18 protein-coding genes are annotated in these 24,508 nt (G+C 53.1%); 6 read left to right on the top strand and 12 right to left on the bottom strand.

Annotated features, from left to right (window positions below; translation table 11 throughout):
* Nucleotides 1-33 precede the first annotated feature (33 nt).
* From ACJJI4_RS22430 to ACJJI4_RS22395, 8 genes are all read right to left on the bottom strand, one after another.
* The gene (locus ACJJI4_RS22430) at nt 34-882 is read right to left on the bottom strand and encodes a putative porin (RefSeq protein ID WP_444926518.1); all 849 of its coding nucleotides are present in this window, start codon (nt 880-882) and stop codon (nt 34-36) included.
* A gap of 714 nt (nt 883-1,596) precedes the next feature.
* A complete protein-coding gene (locus ACJJI4_RS22425; protein WP_444926517.1) occupies nt 1,597-2,496 on the bottom strand; it encodes a hydroxymethylglutaryl-CoA lyase in 900 nt (299 codons plus the stop codon).
* Nucleotides 2,496-4,496 (bottom strand): acetyl/propionyl/methylcrotonyl-CoA carboxylase subunit alpha, encoded by a 2,001-nt coding sequence (locus ACJJI4_RS22420; RefSeq protein ID WP_444926516.1) that lies wholly within the window; start codon nt 4,494-4,496, stop codon nt 2,496-2,498. Before ACJJI4_RS22420 ends, ACJJI4_RS22425 begins: the two co-directional genes overlap by 1 nt.
* A 5-nt stretch (nt 4,497-4,501) precedes the next feature.
* Nucleotides 4,502-5,299, bottom strand: a complete 798-nt coding sequence (locus ACJJI4_RS22415; protein ID WP_282934596.1) for an enoyl-CoA hydratase/isomerase family protein — start codon at nt 5,297-5,299, stop codon at nt 4,502-4,504.
* A gap of 72 nt (nt 5,300-5,371) precedes the next feature.
* Nucleotides 5,372-6,979 carry a carboxyl transferase domain-containing protein gene (locus ACJJI4_RS22410; protein ID WP_444918863.1) on the bottom strand — a complete coding sequence of 536 codons (1,608 nt, stop codon included), beginning with the start codon at nt 6,977-6,979 and terminating at the stop codon, nt 5,372-5,374.
* 118 nt (nt 6,980-7,097) lie between these two features.
* Nucleotides 7,098-8,267, bottom strand: coding sequence for an isovaleryl-CoA dehydrogenase (locus ACJJI4_RS22405; RefSeq protein ID WP_444926515.1), 1,170 nt, complete (start codon nt 8,265-8,267; stop codon nt 7,098-7,100).
* Between the two features lie 110 nt (nt 8,268-8,377).
* On the bottom strand, nt 8,378-8,794 hold the full coding sequence (locus ACJJI4_RS22400; RefSeq protein ID WP_444911985.1) for a MerR family transcriptional regulator: 417 nt from the start codon (nt 8,792-8,794) through the stop codon (nt 8,378-8,380).
* 98 nt (nt 8,795-8,892) lie between these two features.
* Nucleotides 8,893-10,005 carry a hypothetical protein gene (locus ACJJI4_RS22395; RefSeq protein WP_444926514.1) on the bottom strand — a complete coding sequence of 371 codons (1,113 nt, stop codon included), beginning with the start codon at nt 10,003-10,005 and terminating at the stop codon, nt 8,893-8,895.
* Between the two features lie 310 nt (nt 10,006-10,315).
* Between ACJJI4_RS22395 and serB the strand changes: the two genes are divergently transcribed.
* Nucleotides 10,316-11,425: a phosphoserine phosphatase SerB gene (gene serB / locus ACJJI4_RS22390; RefSeq protein WP_444926513.1), complete on the top strand. Its 1,110-nt coding sequence runs from the start codon at nt 10,316-10,318 to the stop codon at nt 11,423-11,425.
* Between the two features lie 427 nt (nt 11,426-11,852).
* Here serB and ACJJI4_RS22385 read toward each other — a convergent pair whose 3' ends face one another.
* Nucleotides 11,853-13,796 carry a M1 family metallopeptidase gene (locus ACJJI4_RS22385; protein WP_444926512.1) on the bottom strand — a complete coding sequence of 648 codons (1,944 nt, stop codon included), beginning with the start codon at nt 13,794-13,796 and terminating at the stop codon, nt 11,853-11,855.
* 311 nt (nt 13,797-14,107) lie between these two features.
* Here ACJJI4_RS22385 and ACJJI4_RS22380 point away from each other — a divergent pair, with 311 nt between their 5' ends.
* A complete protein-coding gene (locus tag ACJJI4_RS22380; protein WP_444926511.1) occupies nt 14,108-15,769 on the top strand; it encodes an alkaline phosphatase D family protein in 1,662 nt (553 codons plus the stop codon).
* 69 nt (nt 15,770-15,838) lie between these two features.
* Here ACJJI4_RS22380 and ACJJI4_RS22375 read toward each other — a convergent pair whose 3' ends face one another.
* Entirely contained in the window at nt 15,839-17,926 is a 2,088-nt protein-coding gene (locus ACJJI4_RS22375; protein WP_444926510.1) for a GGDEF/EAL domain-containing response regulator, read from the bottom strand.
* A 374-nt stretch (nt 17,927-18,300) separates the two neighbouring features.
* Nucleotides 18,301-19,341, bottom strand: a complete 1,041-nt coding sequence (gene epmB / locus ACJJI4_RS22370) for an EF-P beta-lysylation protein EpmB (RefSeq protein WP_444926509.1) — start codon at nt 19,339-19,341, stop codon at nt 18,301-18,303.
* Between the two features lie 749 nt (nt 19,342-20,090).
* Here epmB and ACJJI4_RS22365 point away from each other — a divergent pair.
* The 4 genes from ACJJI4_RS22365 to epmA all read left to right on the top strand — a co-directional run bounded on the left by ACJJI4_RS22365 (nt 20,091) and on the right by epmA (nt 23,690).
* Nucleotides 20,091-20,801 carry an iron-containing redox enzyme family protein gene (locus ACJJI4_RS22365; protein WP_444926508.1) on the top strand — a complete coding sequence of 237 codons (711 nt, stop codon included), beginning with the start codon at nt 20,091-20,093 and terminating at the stop codon, nt 20,799-20,801.
* 202 nt (nt 20,802-21,003) lie between these two features.
* Complete coding sequence (locus tag ACJJI4_RS22360; protein ID WP_444911975.1) at nt 21,004-21,798, top strand: aldolase; 795 nt, start codon at nt 21,004-21,006, stop codon at nt 21,796-21,798.
* Nucleotides 21,799-22,110: 312 nt separating this feature from the next.
* Nucleotides 22,111-22,683 (top strand): elongation factor P, encoded by a 573-nt coding sequence (efp, locus tag ACJJI4_RS22355; RefSeq protein WP_108731510.1) that lies wholly within the window; start codon nt 22,111-22,113, stop codon nt 22,681-22,683.
* Between the two features lie 53 nt (nt 22,684-22,736).
* Nucleotides 22,737-23,690, top strand: a complete 954-nt coding sequence (gene epmA, locus ACJJI4_RS22350; RefSeq protein ID WP_444926507.1) for an EF-P lysine aminoacylase EpmA — start codon at nt 22,737-22,739, stop codon at nt 23,688-23,690.
* On the opposite strand, the gene ACJJI4_RS22345 is transcribed toward epmA, so the two are convergent.
* Nucleotides 23,677-24,489, bottom strand: coding sequence for a GNAT family N-acetyltransferase (locus ACJJI4_RS22345; protein WP_444926506.1), 813 nt, complete (start codon nt 24,487-24,489; stop codon nt 23,677-23,679). The two genes, epmA and ACJJI4_RS22345, sit on opposite strands and share 14 nt — an antisense overlap.
* Between the last annotated feature and the right edge of the window lie 19 nt (nt 24,490-24,508).

Here is a 24,508-nt window from a genome sequence, read left to right as displayed (position 1 = left end):
CTCACTTAAACAAGCCCTTCCAACGACCTAAAACTAAATTTGAATAGTGGCACCCAATTCAAATTTATCTAAATCTCTATCTGCATTCCAAATAGTTCCAAAAACATCACTGCCAAAGCTTGCAAACCTTAAAGGGTTTCCCAAAATGGTGCTATAAGAAGCTTCTATCGCAATATTTCTATTAAGAAAATGAGAAAAACCTATCTTATAATCACTATTCTCATCATAATCAATACTCAAAGAAGAATTTTTAGTGAAATAGTAATTTGAAGCTACTCGCCAATAGTCATCCCATTCATCATCATTCAAGTATTTTAACTCAAGCGATATATATTTATCATCACCAATCTCAGAAAAGTACTTAGAAGATAAAATTTGCCAGTCAAATGAAACATCAGTAGAAATATCAAAACCAATATAACCAGAACTACTCAACTGGTAATTATAACTCAGTTTTGCAGATGAACTTCCATCTGAATTATATAACCTCATCAACAAATCCGGTGTAAACAAATACCCCAGTGAAATCGTATTAAAACTATCACGCCCAAAACTTGTCAGGATCCCACCAAGCACAAAACCACTTTCTGAAAAATACTCCCCACCCAAAGCAAAGTCATCACTATCACGAAAACCTGTATCACCATGAAAATAGGCTGCCGACAAATTACTAGACCTATTAATAAAATCAAATTCCCCTAAAGGCCCAAGTGAACTTTTAGCAGAAAAATAATATGTTGTTTCCGCAAAATACTCATCCCCATCAACAGCATCAAAATCTAAATTGGAGTAGCCAAAATTAGTTATTGACCTATAACCTTCAGCAGCAGCTCCTGAAACCATCAAAAGCATAAACAAAAAAATCAACCCATGTTTTTTCACTTCAAACTTCCTTCCAAGAAAAATCCATACTTAGTAATTCGTCTATGACCCAGACCATCAAAAAAGGTTCATAACGAATAAAACTAATTTCAATGCATATCAAGTTAGTCAATATTATTTGATTTTTTTAGCACCTATAGATTGTCACTTGACGTAACAATCTATTGAACATGGGAAAAACTGAAAATTTTTAATGAAGACTTCAACAACTCTAACGCTCTAATCAAGCCAAGACCCATGATAAGAAATCACTAACAAAGTATTACTAGCTCTAAATCGTCTAAAGGGAATTTCCAACAACAAATAGTAAGAATCAAAATAATTTAATATGGACAACATAAGTTAATAAAACGATAGTACCCGGAATGGACATCAAGTATAAAAACTACGGGAAGCATATCATTCTTCCTACAAATGGAGGCTAATCCATAAACACACAACACTCATAATAAGCTAGTTAATGCAATATTTATCTAAACCAGCTAAGAAATTATAAAAAGATCAAAACCTGAATTATAAATACTTCAGACCCCCATCTCTTTATATTTATAATTTTGAAAAAAACCAAGGAAAACCATAAAGACCTATTAAAAAGAGAAACAAGAAAAACGTAACTTGAAGAGCAATTGAAAACAACCATAGAAAGGAAAGAGGTTTATAAAAAGTTCACACTAGAGGCAAAACTAGCTGTCTAATGTGAACCACATCATAGTTTCAGCAGGGCACCAAAGCCTTAGCCACACGGGAGTTAGTCTCCCGCCCCAGCTGTTCAGAAATAAAGTTCCCAGCCTCTGCCAGCAACTGTAAATCCACGCCGGTTTCAATACCCATGCCATTGAGCATATAAAGTACATCCTCACTGGCAACATTACCGGAAGCGCCACGGGCATAGGGGCAGCCGCCCAGGCCGGCTACGGCGGAATCTACTACTGCGACACCCATTTGTAAGGCCGCGTAGATATTGGCCAATGCCTGGCCGTAGGTATCGTGGAAATGCACCGCAAGTTTTTCCACAGGCACGCGGGTCATTACCTGCTCCAGCATACGCTTGGCGGATTCCGGGGTGCCGACACCGATGGTGTCGCCGAGGGAAATTTCGTAGCAACCCATTTCCAATAGAGCGGCACTAACTTCTGCCACTTTGGCCGGATCAATATCGCCTTCATAGGGGCAACCAAGTACGCAGGATACGTATCCGCGCACGGGTATACCGTTTTGCTTCGCTTTTTCCACCAGTGGACGGAAGCGCTCAAGACTCTCAGCAATACTGCAATTAATATTTTTCTGGGTGAAGGCTTCTGAGGCCGCGCCGAATACGGCGACCTCATCCGCTTTGGCTTCCACTGCACGCTCATAGCCTTTTAAGTTTGGCGTGAGCGCGCTGTAGATAACTCCGTCTTTGCGCTGGATACCCGCCAGCACTTCCTCGCTGGCGGCCATTTGCGGTACCCACTTGGGGCTGACAAAACTGCCGGCTTCAATAACCGACAGCCCACTGGCACTGAGCTTGTCCACCAGAGCGATACGGGTCTCCACAGAGATAGGCTGCTTTTCATTTTGCAGCCCATCGCGGGGGCCCACTTCGACAATTTTGACCTGTTTGGGCAAAGTCATTATTGCTCCTCCCCGGCAAAATCCACCAGCAGACTACCGCCATCCACTAATTCACCTTCGGCACAGAAGAACTGCTGCACGGTGCCGGCGGCTGGAGCCCGCAGGGTGTGTTCCATTTTCATGGCTTCCATTACCAGTAGCGGCTGGTCTTTTTCCACCGTAGAGCCGGGCTCAACCAGCAGCGAAATTATGGTGCCGTTCATGGGGGCATCGAGGCCGTGGGCCTGGTCATTGCTCTCACCGATATCCGGTGGCAACAGCTTGAATTCCACCTGGGTGCCATCGATAAATACAGCACCGCCATCGCGGGTATCCACGGCGGAGAAACTCATGCGGCGGCCATCCACCAACATCAAGTCACGTCCCGGCAGCAGGCGAATCTCACCGCTGTTTTGTTCCTCAGGCAAGGCATCGCAAGTCCAGCGCAGGCTATCACCCTCCGCAACAATGCGAATTTGAGCGTGCTGGCCACGGTAGTCCACCGTCTGGGTGCGACTGCCAGCCAGAGCATTGCGCCAGTTATCACCATTGTGCCAAGGAGAGAAAGGATCCCGCTGCGGTGCGCTATTGCGAAGATCGCGCTCTTCACGCTGCTGCAAATAACCGGCAATAGCAGCACATTTCAGCCGCGTCAGTGTCTGCTCCTGGTGCAGTACTTCCGCCTCGTAGTCCTCGATAAAGTGCGTCGAAATACAACCGCTGGCAAATGCCTGGTGATTGATCACTCGGCGCAGGAATTCGATATTGTGGCGCACACCAGCAATCTGGTAATCACGCAGTGCGCGATCCAATTTGGCCAGGGCTTCTTTGCGGGTGCGGCCGTGGCAGATTAATTTGGCGATCATCGGATCGTAATGCACGCTGATTTCATCGCCGGTCTGCACACCGGTATCCACTCGCACACCCTCGCCTTCCGCCGGGGGCTGGTGGCGCACCAACACGCCCGTTGCCGGCAGGAAATCATTGTCCGGGTCTTCGGCGTAGATCCGCACTTCCATGGCGTGGCCGTTGATCTGCAGCTCATCCTGGCTCATGGGCAGGGTATCGCCAGCGGCAACTGACAGCTGCCAGGCCACCAGGTCCTGGTCGGTGATCATTTCCGTCACCGGGTGCTCCACCTGCAGGCGGGTATTCATTTCCATAAAGTAGAAGGCACCGCTGGCATCCAGCAGGAACTCCACCGTGCCGGCCCCCACGTAACCAATCGCGTGGGCCGCGCGCAGGGCCGCTTCACCCATGCGGGCGCGCAGCTCCGGAGTCATGCCCGGTGCGGGAGCTTCTTCCACTACTTTTTGGTGGCGGCGCTGCACCGAGCAATCCCGTTCAAACAGGTAGACGCCATTGCCCTGCTGATCACAGAACACCTGGATTTCCACGTGGCGGGGACTCACCACATAGCGCTCTAGCAACATAATGTCGTCGCCAAAGGCATTCATGGCCTCACGCTTGGCAGCGGCCAGAGCTTCGTGGAATTCATCGGCACTGTCGACACGGCGCATGCCCTTACCACCGCCGCCGGCAGCAGCTTTCAGCAATACCGGGTAACCGATGCGATTGGCATGGCCTTCCAACAGCTCTTCATTTTGATTGGTGCCATGGTAACCGGGCACCAGGGGCACATTGGCCTCTTCCATAATACGCTTGGCTGCGGACTTGGAGCCCATCGCCTCAATCGCGCCGGTGGGTGGGCCGACAAAAATAATGCCGTTGCTATCGCAGGCGCGGCAAAACTCCGCGTTTTCCGACAGGAAGCCATAACCCGGATGGATGGCATCGGCACCAGTCTGCTTGGCAGCACCCAATACTTTGTCGATATCCAGATACGAATCCCTGGCCGGGGCCGGACCCAGGTGCACCGCTTCGTCCGCCATCTGCACATGCAGAGCGTCAGCATCCGCATCGGAATAAACGGCGACAGTGGCCACCCCCAGGCGGCGCGCGGTCTTGATAATGCGACAGGCAATTTCGCCGCGATTAGCTATTAACAGTTTGCGAATCATAAAAATTACCCTTCGCTACCATTCATCCAACTGGGTGCACGCTTTTCCAAAAACGCACTCAACCCTTCCTGTCCTTCCGGCGACACACGCACGGCAGCGATCAGCGCGCTGGTCTGGCCCTGCAATTCATCGTTGATAACCCGGTTGGACATGGACATAGCCAGTTGCTTGGCCATGGCGACTGCCTTGGGGCCATTGTCGGCAATGGCATTCACTAATTTCTGCACATGCAGGTCCAGATCAGCCTCGGCACAGACTTCGGATACCAAACCGATCTGTTCCGCGCGTTCAGCGGGGAAACGTTCCGCTGTGACAAAGTAACGACGCGCATGGCGAGTGCCAATAGCATTGATGACATAGGGACTGATGGTGGCGGGCAGCAAACCGATTTTGACTTCGGATAAACAGAAGCTGGCGCGCTCAGAGGCCACGGCCATATCGCAGCAGCTCACCAGGCCCACGGCCCCGCCAAAAGCGGCGCCCTGTACTCGCGCAATGGTGGGCGCAGGAAAAGTGTCGAGCTTGTACAGCATGGCGGCGAGCGCAGCTGCGTCGCGGCGGTTTTCCTCTTCTGAATAAGTCGCCATGCGCTTCATCCAGTTGAGGTCGGCTCCGGCAGAAAAGCTCTTGCCATTGGAGGCCAGTACCAACACACGTACAGCGGGGTTTTGCGCCAGGGTGTCAAAGGTGGTGGCCAGCTCGTGGATCAGTTCATCATCAAAAGCGTTGTGGATTTCCGGCCGGTTCAGGGTGACCGTGGCCACGCCCTCGCTATCCACTTCGCACAGCAATTTATCGCTCATTGTAATTCCTCGATTGGGGCGTCTATCAAAAGCGGCACCGGAACATTTCGCTGGCGCCGCAACCACGGTTCCTTACATGCGGAACACGCCGAACTTGGTCTCTTCCGGTTCCTTGTGGCTGGCCGCCGCCAGGCACAGACCGAGCACGCGGCGGGTATCCGCCGGATCGATAACGCCGTCATCCCACAAGCGCGCGGAGGCGTAGTATGGGTGCCCCTGGTGTTCGTAGTTATCCACAATCGGCTGCTTAAACTGGCGCTCTTCCTCTTCGCTCCAGGATTCACCCCGGGCGGCCATCTGGTCGCGCTTCACCTGGGCCAATACGCCAGCAGCTTGTTCACCCCCCATAACCGAAATGCGCGCATTGGGCCACATAAACAGGAAGTTGGGATCGTAGGCGCGGCCACACATACCGTAGTTACCGGCGCCGAAAGAGCCGCCGATAAGGATGGTAATTTTGGGCACCTTGGCGGTAGCGACAGCGGTCACCATCTTGGCGCCGTGTTTGGCGATACCGCCCGCCTCGTACTGTTTGCCCACCATAAAGCCGGTGATATTTTGCAGGAACACCAGCGGGATCTTGCGCTGCGCGCACAACTCAATAAAGTGCGCGCCCTTCTGCGCACTCTCCGCAAACAGGATGCCGTTGTTGGCAACAATTCCCACCGGGTAGCCCTGGATACGGGCGAAACCGGTTACCAGGGTGGTGCCGTACAACGCTTTAAATTCATCGAACTCAGATCCGTCCACAACCCGCGCGATAATCTCGCGCACGTCAAACGGTTGGCGCGAATCTTTGGGCACTACGCCGTAAATGTCTTCCGGTGGATAAATCGGCTCCACTGGCTTTTGGATATCCAGGCCGGGATTTTTGATGCGGTTCAGGCGCGCTACAGAGCGGCGCGCTAACTGCAGGGCGTGTACATCATTATTGGCGTAGTGATCGGAAACCCCGGAAGTGCGACAGTGCACCTCGGCACCGCCAAGTTCCTCCGCGGAAACTTCTTCACCGGTGGCCGCTTTCACCAGGGGCGGGCCCGCCAGGAAGATGGTGGCCTGCTCTTTCACCATAATGGATTCGTCTGCCATGGCCGGCACATAGGCTCCACCGGCGGTGCAGCTACCCATAACCACCGCGATCTGCGGAATATTCTGTGCAGAGAGATTGGCTTGGTTAAAGAAGATGCGACCGAAGTGCTCACGGTCAGGGAAAACGTCGTCCTGGCGCGGCAAATTAGCACCACCGGAATCCACCAGGTAAATGCACGGCAGATTGTTCTGCTCGGCGATGGTCTGCGCGCGCAGGTGTTTTTTTACTGTGAGGGGATAATAGGTTCCGCCTTTTACAGTGGCATCGTTAGCTACTATCACACAGGGCTGACCGGAGACGGTGCCGATGCCGGTAATAATACCCGCAGCCGGAACATCCTCACCGTAAACCTCGTGAGCGGCCAGCTGGGAAAATTCCATAAAAGGGCTACCCGGATCGAGCAGCGCATCGATACGGTCCCGTGGCAATAATTTTCCTCGCGCCAGGTGTTTTTCCCTTGCGCGCTCGCCGCCGCCCTGGGCGATGGCTTCCACTTTCTCGCGCAGGTCTGCCACCAGCGCCTGCATCTGCTCGCGGTTTTCGCCAAAGGCGGTATCGCGCGTGTTTATTTTGCTCTGCAACTGATTCATAAAGTCCGATTCACTTTCCCGGAGAAAAGACCTCCACAGGGCGCAGCTTATTGCCGCAGTGCCCGGCTGGAGACAGCTGCCGCCGGCAGGCGCCGGCGGCGAGAAGAAATGCCCAGCCTTAGCGGGTCTCTTTAAACAGCTCGCGACCAATCAGCATACGGCGCACTTCAGAAGTGCCCGCGCCGATTTCGTAGAGCTTGGCATCGCGCAGCAGACGACCAGTGGCGTACTCGTTGATGTAGCCATTGCCGCCCAGTGTCTGGATAGCCTGCAGGGCCGTCTGTGTTGCGCGCTCCGCAGTAAACAGGATTACAGCGGCGGCGTCCTTGCGCGAGTCCTCACCGCGATCACAAGCCCGGGCCACAGCGTACAGGTAAGAGCGGCTGGCATTCAGGTCAGCGTACATATCGGCGATCTTGCCCTGCATCAGCTGGAACTCACCGATGGCCTTGCCGAACTGCTTGCGCTCGTGAATATAGGGAACCACCACATCCAGGCAGGCCTGCATAATTCCGACAGGGCCTCCAGAGAGAATCGTGCGCTCGTAGTCGAGACCGCTCATCAATACGCGTACACCGCCGTTCAATTCACCGAGGATATTTTCTTCCGGCACTTCACAGTCTTCGAACACCAGCTCACAGGTGTTGGAACCGCGCATGCCCAGCTTGTCGAGCTTTTGTGCCTGGGAGAAGCCGGCAAAGCCGCGCTCAACGATAAATGCAGTGATACCACCGGAGCTGATGCCCGGCTCAGTGCGGGCGTAGATCACGTAGGTATCGGCATCGGGACCGTTGGTGATCCACATTTTATTGCCGTTCAAAATAAAGCGATCACCGCGCTTCTCGGCGCGCAGTTGCAGACTTACCACGTCGGAACCGGAGTTGGGTTCACTCATGGCCAAGGCGCCTACATGTTCACCGGAACACAGCTTGGGCAGGTACTTGAGCTTCTGCTCGCGGGTACCATTTTTACGGATCTGGTTTACGCACAGGTTGGAGTGGGCACCGTAGGACAAGCCCACAGAAGCAGAGGCGCGGGAAATCTCTTCCATGGCCACAGCGTGTGCCAGGTAACCCATATTGGAACCGCCGAACTCCTCTTCCACGGTCATGCCCAGCAGACCCAGCTCGCCAAACTTTTTCCACATGTCCGCTGGAAACAGGTTGTCTTCATCGATCTGCGCCGCGCGCGGGGCCAGCTCCGCCTGGCAGAACTTGTAAACCATGTCACGGAGCATATCGATGTCTTCACCGAGACCGAAATTCAGGGTTGGGTAGGAGGTGTTCATAACGGCTCCACTGATATTTAAAAATGTCTTTAATTCAAATAACCGCCTTGGCGGCTGTTCAATACCACATGAGGCAACTGCGCCACTCTTGGCACAGTGCCGAAATCTGTTTAGGAAACGCTGCTGTCATCGCTTTGCGCCAGGGACTCACGGGCCCTGGATTCAGCTTCATCCAACTCTTCCATCAGGCTTTCGATATCCCGCAGTTGCTGTTGTAACTGCAGACGCTTTTGCGCGATGCGCTCCAATAGACGGTGCAACTGCTCCACATTGCCGTGGGCCGGGTCGTACATATCGATAATTTCGCGGCTCTCATCCAGGGAGAATCCCAGCCGCTTTCCGCGCAGGATCAGCTTCAGGCGCACACGCTCTTCGGGACTATAGACGCGAGTCTGGCCGCGACGCTCCGGATTGAGCAGGCCCTTGTCCTCATAGAAGCGGATGGCGCGAGTAGTGATATCGAACTCCCGCGCCAGCTCGGAAATGCTGTAACTATGGGGCTCCATTTGGCTTGCTTCTGCTTTCATAACGACTTCCTCAAGATGCCATCAAGCCTAGCAAGAGTTTACGTTAACGTAAACGTAAAGCACGCGCCAAAAAAGAACCCTGAGGCACTTCCAGTCACTTAGCCTACAGGGGTCCTGTGGGGAGTAGCCTCAGCGCCGAGCAGCTGTTGTAGCTGATTGTTGAGAAGTTTTTGATAGGAAGGGGTTAGGCCAGTCACCTCCAGTGCCCAACCGGCACCGTGGTGCTCAATTCGCCCCACCAGGGAACTGTCCTCAAGAAGCTCCGGGTGCAAAAACAAGCCGCGGGACTGGTTGAGTAGCTGATCGGCACAGAAATCCGGACTCTGTGGCTGGGATGGGACTACCGCCAAAGCCAGCTTCAAACCGGTAGCACGGCTAACGCTCTGCATCTCCCGCAACAATAAACCACAGCAGACTGCGCGGAAGGCCGCATCGGTGCCAGAGAAATCCAGGCCGATCTGTGGCCCGGCGCAACTCAGGGGGGTGGCACCGTATATGCGCTGCAGCAAACGCATGCGTCCATCTAGCTCCCGCTGCAAACCCTCCAGGGCGCTGCGACTTAACTGGTTGCCCAACTGCGCCCAGTTGAGGGGGCGAAGATAAAGCCCAACGCTGGGCTCGGTAACTTCAGCTACAGCTTGAGCAGACTCAGTGACTTGTGCGGGCAATTTGCGCTCCCGGGACAAGCTACCGGTAAGCAGGGCCGCAGCTGCACTAAATGGCAGGGCAAAAACGAGGGTCAGCAACAAGCTGGCCCAAGGGAAGGTAACGGAATTACCGGGCTCAAACGCTACGGTAATATTGCCGGCAATACTATCGTGCAGGACCACTGGCTCGGTGATCGTCTCCCCCTCTTTCAGGTCCCCCACTTCGGCCAGGGAATTCGATTCCACATCCTCAATTAAAATGCCGGAAACCATTGGAAGCTCCAGCAGCTGGCGAGCGATCAGCTGCAAACTGATACGATCCCCGGCCACAATACTCTCCAGGCTCTGCCCCGCGAGAATAGTCGCTGCCGCCTTCGCAGTAACTCTGTCTCGCTCTATCTGGCCGGTGCGCTGCTGACCATAAAAATGCCCCAGTGCCGCCGCACAAAATATTGCCAGTGTTAGCCAGATAACCAGTGCCAATAAACGCTGGCGGGCGCGTTTGGACAACTGTGCTAATTGAGCCGGTATTTTGCGAAGAATAGATACAATGGAAACTGACATAAACGGCGGCAGACATCTTGCGTATTGTTTTTTTACTGTTGCCCCAGCTGTTTTGGAGCAGCGAGCATTTTAACGGTAGGCACCAAAATTGTGCATACCCAATTAATTCCTGAGCGATTGGTAAAGCAGGCGGCGAAATAGTTCAACTCAACTCGCACAATTCGAAAAGAAATTTTACTCCCCATTCGAAATGAGCCCATTAAAATCCCTGCTGACCGGCAATCAATGAAATTAAAGCCCGGCAATTTTAGCGAAGAATCTCATAAGAGCTATAATGCGCCGGACATTTAATTCAATCGGGACAGAGCTTATGGGTGATCAAATAAATTCACAGGAATTCCACCTCTCCCTGAAACAGATTTCCCAGGCTCCAGGAAGTGGCACCCTGCGCTACCTGAGCTATCGAGATCAAGTCGCCAAGCTCGGCCTGGAGTATTCCAGTGCAGCCCCTTTTCCCGGTGAGGCTACGGACTTTACCCCGTCCCCCGAAGAACCGGGTGCACTTGAAGCCATTTGGTGTGTCACCCTGCTAAGCCCCTCTGTCTCCCTGGCCCAACTCCAATACCTTCTGCGATTTTTTGATGAACAACAGTGGAGCCTATTCGCCGCTGATACTTTGGCACAAAGACGCGATCGCACCGTTATCCGCTTCCAAATTGATGGCGATCTAGATTTTGACAGCGCGCGCCTGGCCTGCCTTGGAGTGGCCGATGAGTTGGGAGTAGACCTAACAATCCAGGCTTCTGTTACCCAGAGAGTGCCAAAGCTGGCGGGCTTTGATATGGATTCAACCCTGATTGATGCTGAAGTCATTGACGAGCTGGCAAAAATTACTGGTATCGGTGATCAGGTTGCCGCCATCACCCAATCTGCCATGGCCGGGGACATAGATTTCTGCGAGAGCTTTAAACGGCGTATGGCCCTGCTAAAAGGTTTTTCCGAGCAGCGTTTGGCAGAAATTGCCCGGGAATTGCCGTTAAAAGAAGGGGCCTATGAGTTACTGGCAGCCTTGCACGCACTGGGCTGCAAAACGGCACTGCTTTCCGGCGGCTTTACCTACTTCGCGAAATTCCTGCAGCGAGAGCGCCTGCCCCTGGATTACATCCATGCCAATGAACTGACATTTGCCGAAGGGGCCCTCACCGGCGAAGTAGTGGAACCCATTATTGATGGCGATCGCAAACGCAAGTTACTGCAGGAAATTGCCGGAAGCTTAGATTTGGCACTGGAAAGTGTGGTCGCTATGGGTGACGGCGCCAACGATATTCCCATGTTGAATTTAGGGGAAATGGGTATCGCCATTCACCCCAAGCCCAAGGTGAGGCTACAGGCCCCCCAGGCCATCAATCTGTTTGGCCTGGACGCCGCCCTCTACTTATTTGGTCTCAATGACCAACAAATTGCCAAGCTCGGGGTATAACCCGGCTTAGCTCTTAAAGCATCGCGTGAGGGAAAGGGAAACTCGGCCGCTTGTTGTGATCCGTGCAAGCACTGGGCCCGGGTTTCTGCCCACAACTGGCAAGAAAAAGCCCCAGGACGACTATTAGTAAAGCCCGTTTATACATAGGTGCCTCCCTTCCTGAGTAAAATCTCTGGGCAGCAGAGTACGCAAAGGCAATCCATTTGAACAGCCGTTTAATGATTTTTATGCCAGAAATCTGGCGTATTAATCACGCTATCGTACCAGTTCACTTAGCTATAAAAACAAACTGAAAGAATGCCCATAAAAAATATTTTGTGAAGCAAACTTTAGCATTAGCCAAAGTGGAAGGGAAAAAGAAAGGGGAGAGTTGCCGCAACTCTCATATTGACCTATGGGAATTGCGACAACTGGGAAAAGAGAGCGATTAACTCTCTTTTTTACCGTAAATAACCAGGCTATTTACTTTTACCGTCAGCGGGTGATAACCCACCTTGGCGCGCTCAAAAATGCGTGCAGCCACGTCTTTTTTACCCGTCTCAACCATATTGCGATATAGCGGGCGCAGGAACTTGTTGCGGCCGATACTGGTGAGGAAATTCTCAAGGCGCTCGAAGGCCGGCTCGTAGTCGTTGCGCACTGCGATCATCAGCCAGCTGAAAGCCACCTCGTTATTGCGGGATTCGGTCAGGCCAAAGGCGCCGTCCAATTCCTTCAACTGCGCTTCCGTCAGTTTCTCCGGCATACCATCGAGGAAGTACTTCCACTGGTGGAAAGTCCAGCCTTTGGTATCAATATCCTTCGCCACCAGTTTGCCGTCCAGCCACTGTTGACGTACTGGATCCAATTTAGTGAAGGCATCGGACTTCGGATGCGGCGCACCTTCGGGAATACCCGGATCGAAGATCCACTGAAGGATACGATCGCGGTCCAGCTTGTCGGCGTGCTCAACCAACAGGGTTTTGTCGAGATACTTGACGAAGTCCTCGGTGGTGATGCTCTGGAAGGAGAAGTGGTTGAAGTACTCCATCAGGAAGCGGTCAAACGCTTCGCGACCTACTTTCTGCTCCAGCTCATACAGGAATAGGGAGCCTTTCTCGTAGGGAATATTGGAGAAGACTTCATCGGGGTCACGTCCGCGTAGGTCGATCGCCATAATCTCATCGCGGGGCTCTTTATCAGCCAGATCCGCTTGCAGGTCGTCATAGCCCAGGGCCATTTCCATCTGGTAGCGCTCATCACCGTAGACGAACTGCATAATGCGGTTAGTCAGGTAGGTAGTGAAACCTTCATTCAGCCAAAGGTCGCGCCAGCTGGCATTGGTCACCAGGTTGCCGGACCAGGAGTGGGCCAGTTCGTGGGCAATCAGGGCTACCAGGCTCTTATCGCCGGCGATCACCGTCGGAGTGATAAAGCTAAGGCGCGGGTTTTCCATACCACCGAAGGGGAAGCTGGGAGGCAGAATTAGCAGGTCATAACGATCCCAGTGGTAGGGGCCATAAGCCTTTTCAGTCACTTCCAGCATGGATTCGGTATCGGCAAACTCCGCCGCTGCAGATTCCAGCATGGAGGGCTCAGCGTAGACACCTGTGCGCTCGCCCATGGGCTTGAACTTCAGGTCACCAACCGCCAGGGCAATCAGGTAGGAGGGAATGCGCTGGGGCATTTCAAACTCGTAGACGCCATCTTTGGCCGCCTGCGGGTCATTGTTCGCACTCATGACTGCGCGCAGTTCTTTCGGAGTGCGTACAGTGGCGTTGTAAGTGATGCGAACTTTCGGGGAGTCCTGCAGTGGAATAAAGCTGCGCGCGTGAATCGCCTGGGCCTGGGTAAACAGGAACGGATGCTTTTTACCCGCAGTCTGCTGGGGCTCCAGCCACTGAACGCCGGAGGCGCCCGGCGCTGTACGGTAGCGGATAGTAATGCTATCGGCATCTTCCGGCAGCTCAATGTTCAGCGGAGTACCCAGGTGACTGTCTTTCTCGCCCATGGAGAATTTTACTGGCGCGCCATTAGCGGATACAGAAACCACTTCCAGTTCGCGGGTATCCAGTACCATCGGCAGGTTCTTGTCGTTGAGACGCTTGAAGTCCAACTTGGCTTCACCTTCAAGAACCTTGCGGGAGAAGTCGACAGTCAGGTCCAGATCCAGGTGTTGCACCTGGTAATCATTGCTGTTGGCAAAAGAGTGGTAATCCACTCCGGACTGGGGCGCTTTTTCAACACCCGGCTTCTTCTCGATCACAGCGGACGCCTTCATCGGCGCGCTCGCACTGTCTACTTCGGCCTTGGAAGGCTCCGACTTGGAACAGCCACCGGCAACGGCAAGGCCGCCAACGATCAGACTGGTACACAGTAAACGGGGCAACATGGGTCTACTCCCTGAGTTCAGCTTTTCAATTTGCGCCACAGGATACCTGACAGAGCGCAGATGAGAAACGACAGGGGACTCTGCACCCGCCGTAAGGGGGCTCACTGATCACCCGCTCGAGCCACGGGTACCGACGGTCATGCCGCGTTTTGCCAATAAACCAGATTAATGTCTCAGTTTCGTCGCCTTAGGACGAATTTCATGACTAATAGCAGCGAGGGAAGAAAAATACTGACCGGGAATTAATACATCGTTCACTTTCCAGATTCAGACTGCGGCTCTTTTATAACAAGCACTATAAGGAGAACCCCATGTCTCTGTCCCGGAGGCGGTTTCTACAATTTTCCGGCGCAAGCCTGGCGGCCCTGCCCCTACTGAAAGCCTACGGTTCCGGCCAGGAGCCCTTCCAGCACGGCGTAGCCAGCGGTGACCCCCTGGCAGATCGCGTAATTCTCTGGACCCGTATCACTCCGTCTGCAGATCCAGAATTCCAGTCCATGGTGCCCTACACCTGGCAGGTCGCTCTGGACCCGGAAATGGCCATGGTGGTCAATAGCGGCAGCGGTATTACCGGGCCTAATGTGGACTACACCATCAAAGTGGATGCCAGCGGTCTGCAACCCGGCACCAGTTACTACTACCGCTTCTACTCTAACGGTATCGACTCGCCCATAGGCCGCACTCGCACACTGCCCATCGGCCATGTGGATAAGCTGCGCTTCGCGGTGACCAGCTGCTCCAACTATCCCATGGGTTATTTCAATGTTTACCGGGAAATTGCCCTGCGTGCAGACCTGGATGTGGTACTGCACCTGGGAGATTACATTTACGAGTACGGACCCGGTGGCTACGGTACCGGCACGGGCCTGGGGCGAGAGCCAATCCCCGCCAAGGAAATGGTGGATATCCAGGATTACCGCCTGCGCTACGCCCAGTACCGCTCCGACCCGGATTTACAGGAGGTACACCGCCAACACCCATTTATCTGTGTCTGGGACGACCATGAAACCACTAACAACGCATGGGCTGGCGGTGCTGAGAACCACAATGTCCAAGATGGCGAGGGCGACTGGTTTGTACGCCGCTCGGTAGCCAACCAGGCCTACTTCGAGTGGATGCCCATCCGCGATAACGGCATCTTTGATCTATTTGGTGACAGGGCCATCTACCGCAGCTTCCGTTTCGGCAACCTGATGGACCTGATGATGCTGGATACCCGCATCGCCGCGCGCTCCGAGCAGGCCAACTGGTTCGATCAGCAGACCGCCGACGACCCGGAGCGCAGCATCCTTGGTACCCAGCAGGAACAATGGCTGCACAACAGCCTGACCCAGTCCCAGTCGGATGGCGTGCGCTGGCGGGTATTGGGGCAACAGGTAATGATGGCGCAACTCACCCTGGCCAGGGATTTGTCTGTGAATATGGACCAGTGGGATGGATACACTGCTTCCCGCGAGCGCCTGTTCGACCATATTGCCGACAATAATATCGACAATTTTGTCGTCCTCACCGGAGATATCCACAGCTCCTGGGCCTGGGATCTGGCCAGCAATCCTTTCAGTATTTTGAAATACGGGCGCCTGACCGGACGCGGTGCTCTCGGCGGAGAATTTGTCACCCCCGGAGTAACCTCCAGCTTCCTGGACAAATCCCACCTGACGGATGTTGCAGCGATTGCTATGGACGGGTTGATACCATACCTCAAGTGGGTGGAGATAACCCGGCGCGGTTACCTGCTGATGGATGTTTCCCACTCCCGCGCCAAGGCCCACTGGTATCACGTGGATACAGTCACCAGTCAGAATTACAACGCCAGCCTGGCAAGGATCTATAAGCAGAAAGCGGGGCAAAACCATATTCAGCGCGCCTGGAGTGAAAGCACAACTGATGAGTTGGTACCGGCACCGGCACCGCAGTACGGCGCCCTGGCGCGCAATACCATCGCCGCCCTACGCAGCCGCTACAACGTCTAATTTGCAGGCAATAAAAAACCGCACCCCTGTTAAGGCGGTGCGGTTTTTTAAAAAGCTTACAGAAAGAGATTATTCGAGACTGAAATCGAAGTTCATATCCTCCGCCGGTGCCTGCACATAGTACCCCTGAATATAATCAGTACCGGTCTGCCACAAAGTCGGCAGCATACTGGCCTGCTCAATATGGGGCACTATCACCTTGGTATCCGCCTCACCCAAGCGCTGTACCAATCCTGCCAGGGAGTCACTGCTCTCGCCTTCATCCTGGACCTCGCGCACGAAGGAGGGATCGATCTTGGCGATATCCACTTTCACATGCTCAAGAGCCTTGAACGGATTGAGTCCGGTGCCGAAATGACAGACCGAAACGCGACAACCCAATTGCTGGACCTGAGTGGTAAAGTCCCGGGCCGCGTGCAGGTTGCTGTTGATATCCTCCTGACGCAACTGGAAGATCACCGTTCCCGGCGCCACCTTGGCAGCTTTGAAGGCAACCCCCAGCCAGCCGGGTAAGCTGCTGTCCACCAGTGAAGCAGTGGTGATATGCAGCATCAAAGAAATATTCTTGCCCTCAGCCCTGGCGGCTGCGGCGGCCTTGATCGCGGTAATAATTACCCAGCGATCCATTTTCGCCGACAGGCCCGCATCGCCGAGTTCCTGCAGGAAGGCCAGCGGCGCCAGCTCTTCCTTGTCATCGAGCATACGCACCAATACTTCGTACAGTTGCTCGCCAGTTCCCTGCAAACTGAGAATTGGCTGATAAAGCAGCTTCAGGCTGCCGGCCTCCAGGGCCTGAACCACCCGTGCACGATGATAGGTATCGGCGTCGGCACCACCTTCAGTATCCGGCTCGTAGAGCGCAAAATTCCCACCTTTCTTTTCTTCACCCAGAGCCTGCTTGTGAGCAGATAGCGCTTGGTCCAGCACTTGTTGCGCACCGCTGGAGGCCTCACTCATCAGGGAAATACCGATAGAGGCAGTAATTTGCAGGGTTTTGCCATCTGCATCGAAGATGGTGTCGGAAATCTTCTTTAATATATCCTGCGCGCGTTGCTCGATGCTGTCCGGAGTTGTATTCGGGCTGAGCAGGCAAAAGGCATCTTCACTGTACCGGGCCAGGGTATCGCCACTGCGTTGACAGGACTTGAGTAATTCCGCCATGCCTTTTTGCAGAGCATCGGCACCTGCCACTCCAACAACTTTCAACACTTCATCTTCAAAGCGATCCACTTCTATCAGCATCAGACCGCCAGTATTGTGGGAGTCCGCTGCAGATTTGATGCTGGAATCCAGTACCTGCAGGAAGTGCTGACGGTTGAAAAGCCCGGTCAGCGGATCGCGATTCTTGATATCGCTGAGCTGCGCTTCCAATTGCTCCGTATCACCCCGGCGCGAGGCAATACGCACCTGCAGACAGCGCTCATCGTCGTAGGTAGTGCTGAGTACTTCTGCGCGGGTAGGCAGGGAATCGCCAGAGGCGGTCTTAGCGGTAAATTTCCACTCTTTCGCCTCAAGCTCATTGTTGTCGATAGCGCAGCTTTTGAGGAATTCACGCCCCTCTTCCTGCTCATTTTCAGCCAGCATATCAATCAATGGCTGGTACTCGATGTCCTCGCCAGAGTCGTAACCAAAGCGCTCTGCAAGGGAGTCATTGGCGTAGACAATCAAGCCATCAGATATATAAGCGATGGCATCTTTGGAGCTATCAAGCAGCTCCTTGGCACGGTTAAGGGTCGCGTGATAGCGGCGGTCGTGTAGGCGAGCCTGACGGCGATTGGCGAGTGCCCCCAGCTCACGCTGTATCACAAAGAGAAGGTGTTGGTCTTCATCCACCACTACGACATCGCGGGCTCCGAGCTTCAAACCTTCCACCACGGGTTGGGCACCGGTGCGCTCGGTCAGCATAATTACCGGGACATCTTTTTGCAGCTTGCTGATGGTGCGCAACGCCACCGAGGGGGGCACCTGAGTACTGCTTTCAGCCGCGATCACTAAATCCCAGGTTTTATCCTGGAGCAGGCGGTTAAACACAGCCTCGCTGGCCACATGCTGTGCTCGGTTGGGACGGCCTGCGTTGTGCAGCATACTCACAAGGCGCTGGGCTTCCGACGGGGTATCGTGAATCAGGAGAAGTCGTATTGTGTCGTTGCTACTCATTATTTGCTCTATTTTTTTAATGGCGGCACACAGCTACCGCTGGCGGTAATTTTAGGGGGCGTAGAGGATCGCGCACAAGAGCAGATAAAACTGGTACTTGTGACCTAAATCACACAACACTCTCCACTAAAAGCTTCCACCTTTTTTTATTTGCGAAGCCAAAGCCACCAATCAAACTATCCAAACCTAAAGAGTCCCTAATTTCAACGCTATAAAGTGAAACAGCGCTGCTGAATGGGGCGATCCGCCAACTATATCTGCCACCGATATCACACAATTAGCCTAGATCAATTTGGCGATATTTACCCACCCGACAATCCCCTCGTAAAGGCCTCTACCAAATAGGTAAATGGAGCTAGTAATTTTGCACTGTTTCAACAACTCTCAGCAAAGATCGGGGATTTTGATGGGACGCCGGGGATTTCACGCACCAGTTTTGGCACCAGATAACCGGGTAACTGCTGGCGGAGATGTTCGATTAGCTCCAGCGCTTTCGCATCAGAGACTTCAAAATGTGCGGCACCATTTACCCGATCCAGCTGATGCAAATAGTACGGAAGTACTCCTGCTGTAAAGAGGGATTCGCTCAACGCACCCAGCGCCTCGCGACTATCATTGACGCCTTTTAATAGCACCGCTTGGTTGAGCAGGGTGACCCCTGCGCTTCGCAACTTTTGCAGAGACTCCCGCACCTCACTATCAATTTCATTGGCGTGGTTGCAGTGCAACACCAGCACGGGCTTCAAGCGGGAACCGGTAAACCAATCCAACATTTTCTGGTTTACCCGGCTGGGAGCAACTATCGGGAGGCGGCTGTGAATTCGCAGCTTATCCACATGGGGAATCTCGGCCAGCTCTTCGGTGAGCCAGGCCAGTTGACGGTCACTCATTACCAAAGGATCACCGCCGCTCAAAATCACTTCGCGCAGCTCAGTGCGCGCGCGAATGTAGTCTAGAGCTGCCAGGCTCTGTCTGCGAGTTAGGTGGTTGTCGCCGTAGGGGAATTCACGTCGGAAACAGTAACGACAATTAACCGCACACTGGCCCGCAGTGATCAGCAGTAGACGCCCGTGGTATTTGTGAACGACTCCAGGCAGAGGGTTAGCTTCTGCCTCTTCAAGGGGGTCTGCACTAAATCCCGGCACTTTCTTCAACTCATCCGCACCGGGTAAAACCTGTAACAACAATGGGTCTTCGGGATCGCCGCAACGCATGCGCCGGACAAAGGGGCGCGGCACGCGCAGGGAAAAGCCAGAAGCTGCTTGCAAGGCCTTGGGGAGCTTACGCGGGTCTAGCTGTAGTAATTGAATCAACTCTGCCGGATCAGTGACCAGATCAGACAACTCATCCCGCCAGCAGCGGGATTCCTGTGTGTCGATAAGCTCTATACCGGGGGCCGATGATGACGCCATCATGGAGATACACTACAAAATAAGAGATTGTATCAGATCTCCCACTGCAATCTCCCGCCACCACTGACAGTGATGCCCCACAAAGGGTGCCGTGACCAGGTAGACATGGGAATTCGCACAAACCCATTAGAGAAATGGCATCTGTTTCAGATCCTATCTAGTGAGTTAGTTGAACCCTCAAATCGATTCCCTAGGGTAATTACATAAACTGAATTTATTTTTGCAGAAACCCATATACATAATCAAAAAATATTCACCAATCTTCTGTGGAAAAATATCGGATAGTTGGACTGTATCTTTAAGCAGCCAGAGCCTTAACTCTTCTTTACCTGAATTTAGGAGTAGACTCATTATCGGCGAAGCAAGTATTCACTCTACCTACCAATAAAAACCCCTACCCTACAAAACACTCTACTGCAATAAAGAAAACCTACACAGTCGACATTTCCACAGTGAATTCAGGAAGCAAAAAACATTTTCCTTGAAAAATTCGGCAAGGATAAAGCAAAGCAAAAATTATTTATTAATAAAATTTTTATCACTAGAAAAAACATCTTCCAAAAACCATCAACAAATATCAAAAAATTCATAATTCCCTTATTCACAATAGGGATAATTCGGTGTTAATTTAAACGCCGGCAAAGAAAAACCATTTTGCCGACCCCGCCAAAGGCGGACACTATCAAGAAATAAATAAAACACCTAAAAGGTGTTCAAACAGTACGTTTAGAATTACAAAAAGGAATTACCCAATGGAAATGCAGCTTGAATTGCTTGAAGCCAATAAAGACCTACTGATTGAGCAAACTCGCGCACATCCTTTCTTGAAGCGTTGCCGTGAAGGCTCCATTACGCTGGACGAATTAAAAATATTTTTGGTTCAACAAGGTATTTACAGTGGATTTTTTGTTAGATATCTCTGTGCAATGATGGCAAACCTCCCGAGTAACCACGAAGTCCTGGAGCTTGCCGAAAATCTAATGGAAGAGCTGGGCCTGGAACCAGACAGCCCCAAACCCCACGCAGAAATCTATCGCGAAACCCTCGAGCATTTTGGTTTGACCCTGGAAAACGCAGAAGTTTTACCAGGCACTCAGCACCTGATCGATACCATGTTCAAAAACTGCCGGGACCTCAGGGCCAGTGCAGGATTGGGCGCCCTATGCCTGGGAGCCGAAGCCCTGGTACCCGATTTATATACAGATATTGTTGCCGGATTCCGCTCTTGCGGTGTAACCGATACAGAAATGCAATTTTTCCTGCTGCATATTGAATGTGATGACGGCCATGCAGAAACCATTCGCGATATTATGGTAGATATCGGCTCCAAGGATCCCAGCCAACTGGACATAATGCTCGAAGCCGGGCGCCACCTTGTAGAGGCTCGCTTACAATTCTTCGATTCTATTGAAACCGCCTACCACTCCACTAAACATAAAAAAGCTGAAGCTGTTACAGCTTAATGAGCAAGCACTTATCAACCCACTCACAGGTGTTGTTGGAGAAAGCACGGGCATAGGGAAATGCCACCAACATAAATTCGACAGAGATCGAATCATTTTGAGTTAGGTTTTTAAAAATTATTCTGCGATAAGAAAATAAAAAAGGAAAATTTATTAAATATCGCAGAATTAATATGACTTGCTGTGAGAATTGGAGATAACAATGGCTGAAACACTATCACTGGCAAAAAACGAACTGGTTGAACGAGCCAGTGAAGCAATGAAACAGCACCTCAGCACCCCCGAGTGGTCTCTGAGAGAAAAGCTTGCGCTGACTTGCCGAATTTTATTTAACGATGGTCACGACTCCGGCCTGGCTGGGCAAATTACCGCCCGCGCGGAAAAACCCGGTACTTATTACACCCAACGCCTGGGCCTCGGCTTCGATGAAATTACCTCATCCAACTTATTGGAGGTCAACGAAGACCTCGAAGTACTGTCCGGAGAGGGCATGGCCAATCCGGCCAACCGCTTTCACTCCTGGATCTACCGGGCGCGCCCCGATGTGAACTGCATCGTGCATACCCACCCCATGCACGTATGTGCGCTTTCCATGCTGGAGCGCCCGCTAAAGATTTCCCATATGGACGCCTGCATGTTGTATGAGGATATTGCCTTCCTCAAAGACTGGCCGGGTGTACCCGTGGGTAACAGCGAGGGCGAGCTGATTTCCGCCGCTATTGGGGACAAGCGTGCAATCCTACTGGGACACCACGGCCTGATTATGGCCTGTCGCTCTGTAGAGGAAGCCTGTGTAATGGCGGTTCAGTGCGAGCGCGCTGCCAAACTGCAAATATTGGCTGAATCAGCCGGCACCATCCAGGATATTGATCCCGAACTGGGCCGCGAAGCCCACGACTGGATTCTCCAGGAAAAACGCACGCAAGCGACTTTTGCTTACTTTGTGCGCCGCATGCAGAGAAAAGGTTATGGCGGCGGGGACGACCCATTAAGTTAAGTGCTTTTGTGCAATGGGCTAAAGCCCATTGCACTGCCGGCTGCCGCAATAATTGCAGCTTGGCTTTAACAACCGGAACGCCTCCCCTCCATTTCTCTCTGGTATTCGTTCAAGCTCCCACCCTCCTGTATAATCCCGCTCCATCATGCAGGGCTGGCGGTGAAGTCTCTTTTCCCCAGCCAGACGAGTTACCTGCGGCTACCATTTGTGGCGGAAGCGGAGGGCGTTAGCCCAGCCTTGGCCGGAATCGGCTAGAAACAAAAAACTCGTTAAAAATCATATAGATAAATGACTTAAAGGGCTCTATTTGCTATGGCTAGTTACTCCACTAACGAATTCAAGGGCGGCCTCAAGGTGATGCTGGACGGCGACCCCTGCTCAATCGTGGAAAACGAATTCGTCAAACCTGGTAAGGGCCAGGCGTTCAACCGCGTGAAGCTTCGCAACCTGAAAACCGGTCGCGTATGGGAACGCACCTTCCGCTCCGGTGAAAGCCTGGAAGCGGCGGACGTGATGGATCGCGAAATGGAATACTTGTACAACGATGGCGAGTTTTACCATTTCATGGAGCCCGAGACTTTTGAACAGCACCAAGCCAGCAGCGATGCTGTGGGCGATGCTTCAAAATGGCTCAAAGAACAGGATATCTGCACTGTAACCCTGTACAACGGCTCTCCGCTGGCAGTTACTCCACCCAACCACGTAATCCTGGAAATTACCGATACCGATCCGGGCCTGCGCGGAGACACCGCCCAGGGCGGCACCAAGCCGGCCACTTTGGCTACCGGCGCCGTTGTGAAGGTTCCTCTGTTCCTGGAAATCGGTGAAACCATCAAGGTAGACACCCGCACCGCCGAATACCTGGGCCGTGCCAAGGAAGACTAAGTACCTCCTCCCCTCGAGCGGCCTACGGCCGCTCATCTCCAGAGCTACCTCCCATGAGCACAGATACCTGGCGCCCCACCGCCACTATTGCAGCCCTGCGCCAACGCGCTGCGCTACTCGCTGAAATACGCATATTTTTTGCTGAACGAAACGTTGTGGAAGCCGAAGTTCCGGTGCTATCCCAGCGCGCCACCAGCGACCCCCATATCGAGTCCATCGCCACCGAATGCCGGGGCGAAAACGCCTACCTGGCCACCAGCCCGGAATTTGGTTTAAAGCGTTTACTCGCCGCAGGACTCGGAGATTGCTACTACTTGGGTAAGGCTTTTCGCCAGGGCGAATCCGGCAGTCGACACAACCCCGAGTTCACCATGTTGGAGTGGTACCGCTGCGGTTGGGACGATCACCAACTGATGGAGGAGGTCGCCAAGCTGCTCTGCAGTATTTTGGCGACGGACCAGGTTCAGTCCCTCAGTTACCGGGAATTGTTTTTAAGGGAGCTGCAACTGGACCCCCACAGTGCCAGCGAAGCCGAGCTGATTTCCTGCGTTAAGCGGGAAATGGAGTTGTCTTTTGTACCCCGTGAACGCAGTGAGTGCCTGGACCTGCTGATGAGCCACCGCCTGGAACCCACCATGAGTGAGGGCATCACCCTGCTCTACGACTTCCCCGCAGAGCAAGCGGCACTGGCAAAAGTGGTAGCGGACGAACAGGGGACCCCCGTAGCCAGGCGCTTCGAAGCCTATGTCGGTGGATTGGAACTGGCCAATGGCTATTGGGAGCTAACCGACAGCGCGGAACAGCAGCGCCGCTTTGAAAAGGATCTGGAATACCGCCGTGCTAACCAGCGCCCTGTACACCCCTTTGAAGAGCGCCTGGTTGCGGCCCTGGATCAAGGCATGCCCGAGTGCGCAGGGGTCGCGCTGGGAGTCGACCGACTGCTGATGTTAAAAGCCGGTTACCAATCGATTGATGAAGTTATCGCCTTCCCTTTCAGTCGGGCTTAGCGGCCGCCGGCGCCGGAGTGTATTGATAGCGGGCAACCTCGCCAACTGCAAAAAAGCCACTATCGAGCAATAGCTGCTGACGATCCGCCGGCACTAAAGCCACCAGATTTTTATGGTGGCTACCCTGGGCAGCGGTTAGCAGATGCTTAAACAGGGCCCGACCAATCCCGCGACCCCGGTAATCCGGAAGTGTCACCAAGTCATAGAGCCCCAGTGCATCCGCTGCCGCAAACAGGCAACCGGCGGCCACCGGCACACCATCCAGCTTAGCGAGAAATAATTTCAGTCGCCCGCGTCGCTGCTCGGGGATTTCCTGCAGGCCCTGATAGAAGTGCGCCAACTGTGCCCCCTCCAGCTCCCCTGCCGCCGCTGCCTGCACTGCGCCGTAATCAGGCAAGGCCTCCTTTTTCACCGCACTAATAGTCAGCTGTTCCACTACCGGAACCTCGGCAACGCTGAGTCGGGGTATCTCGGCGGCCATAGCTACCAGGGACTGGCGCCGCTTTAGCCCAAGCTCATCCAAAGCGTCATTGCCCAGGGGTTTGGTGGCACTGTGCCAAAGGGTGAAGGGGCTGTGCCGCTCGGCAAAATAATCCAGCGCAAAACGCTGAATAATGCGCGGCGGCATTACCATATTGGAAATCACCTGATTGAGCCCAATGGAAGGCAGGCCGCTATCACTGCGGACAATACCTGTAATTTCCTTGGTGCAATCTGGAGTTACCAGGCTCGCGCGGTAATCCGCATAAGCCTCCAAATTTCGGCAGGTAAGATTTTTAGCGCTGAGACTATATTTCATGGGTCAAAGGATAGTGCCA

It is taken from the genome of Microbulbifer maximicatervae (SeqCode), from assembly GCF_052467305.1.
Note: the sequence above shows the minus strand (reverse complement) of the source record. Positions and strands in the feature narration are given on the sequence as shown.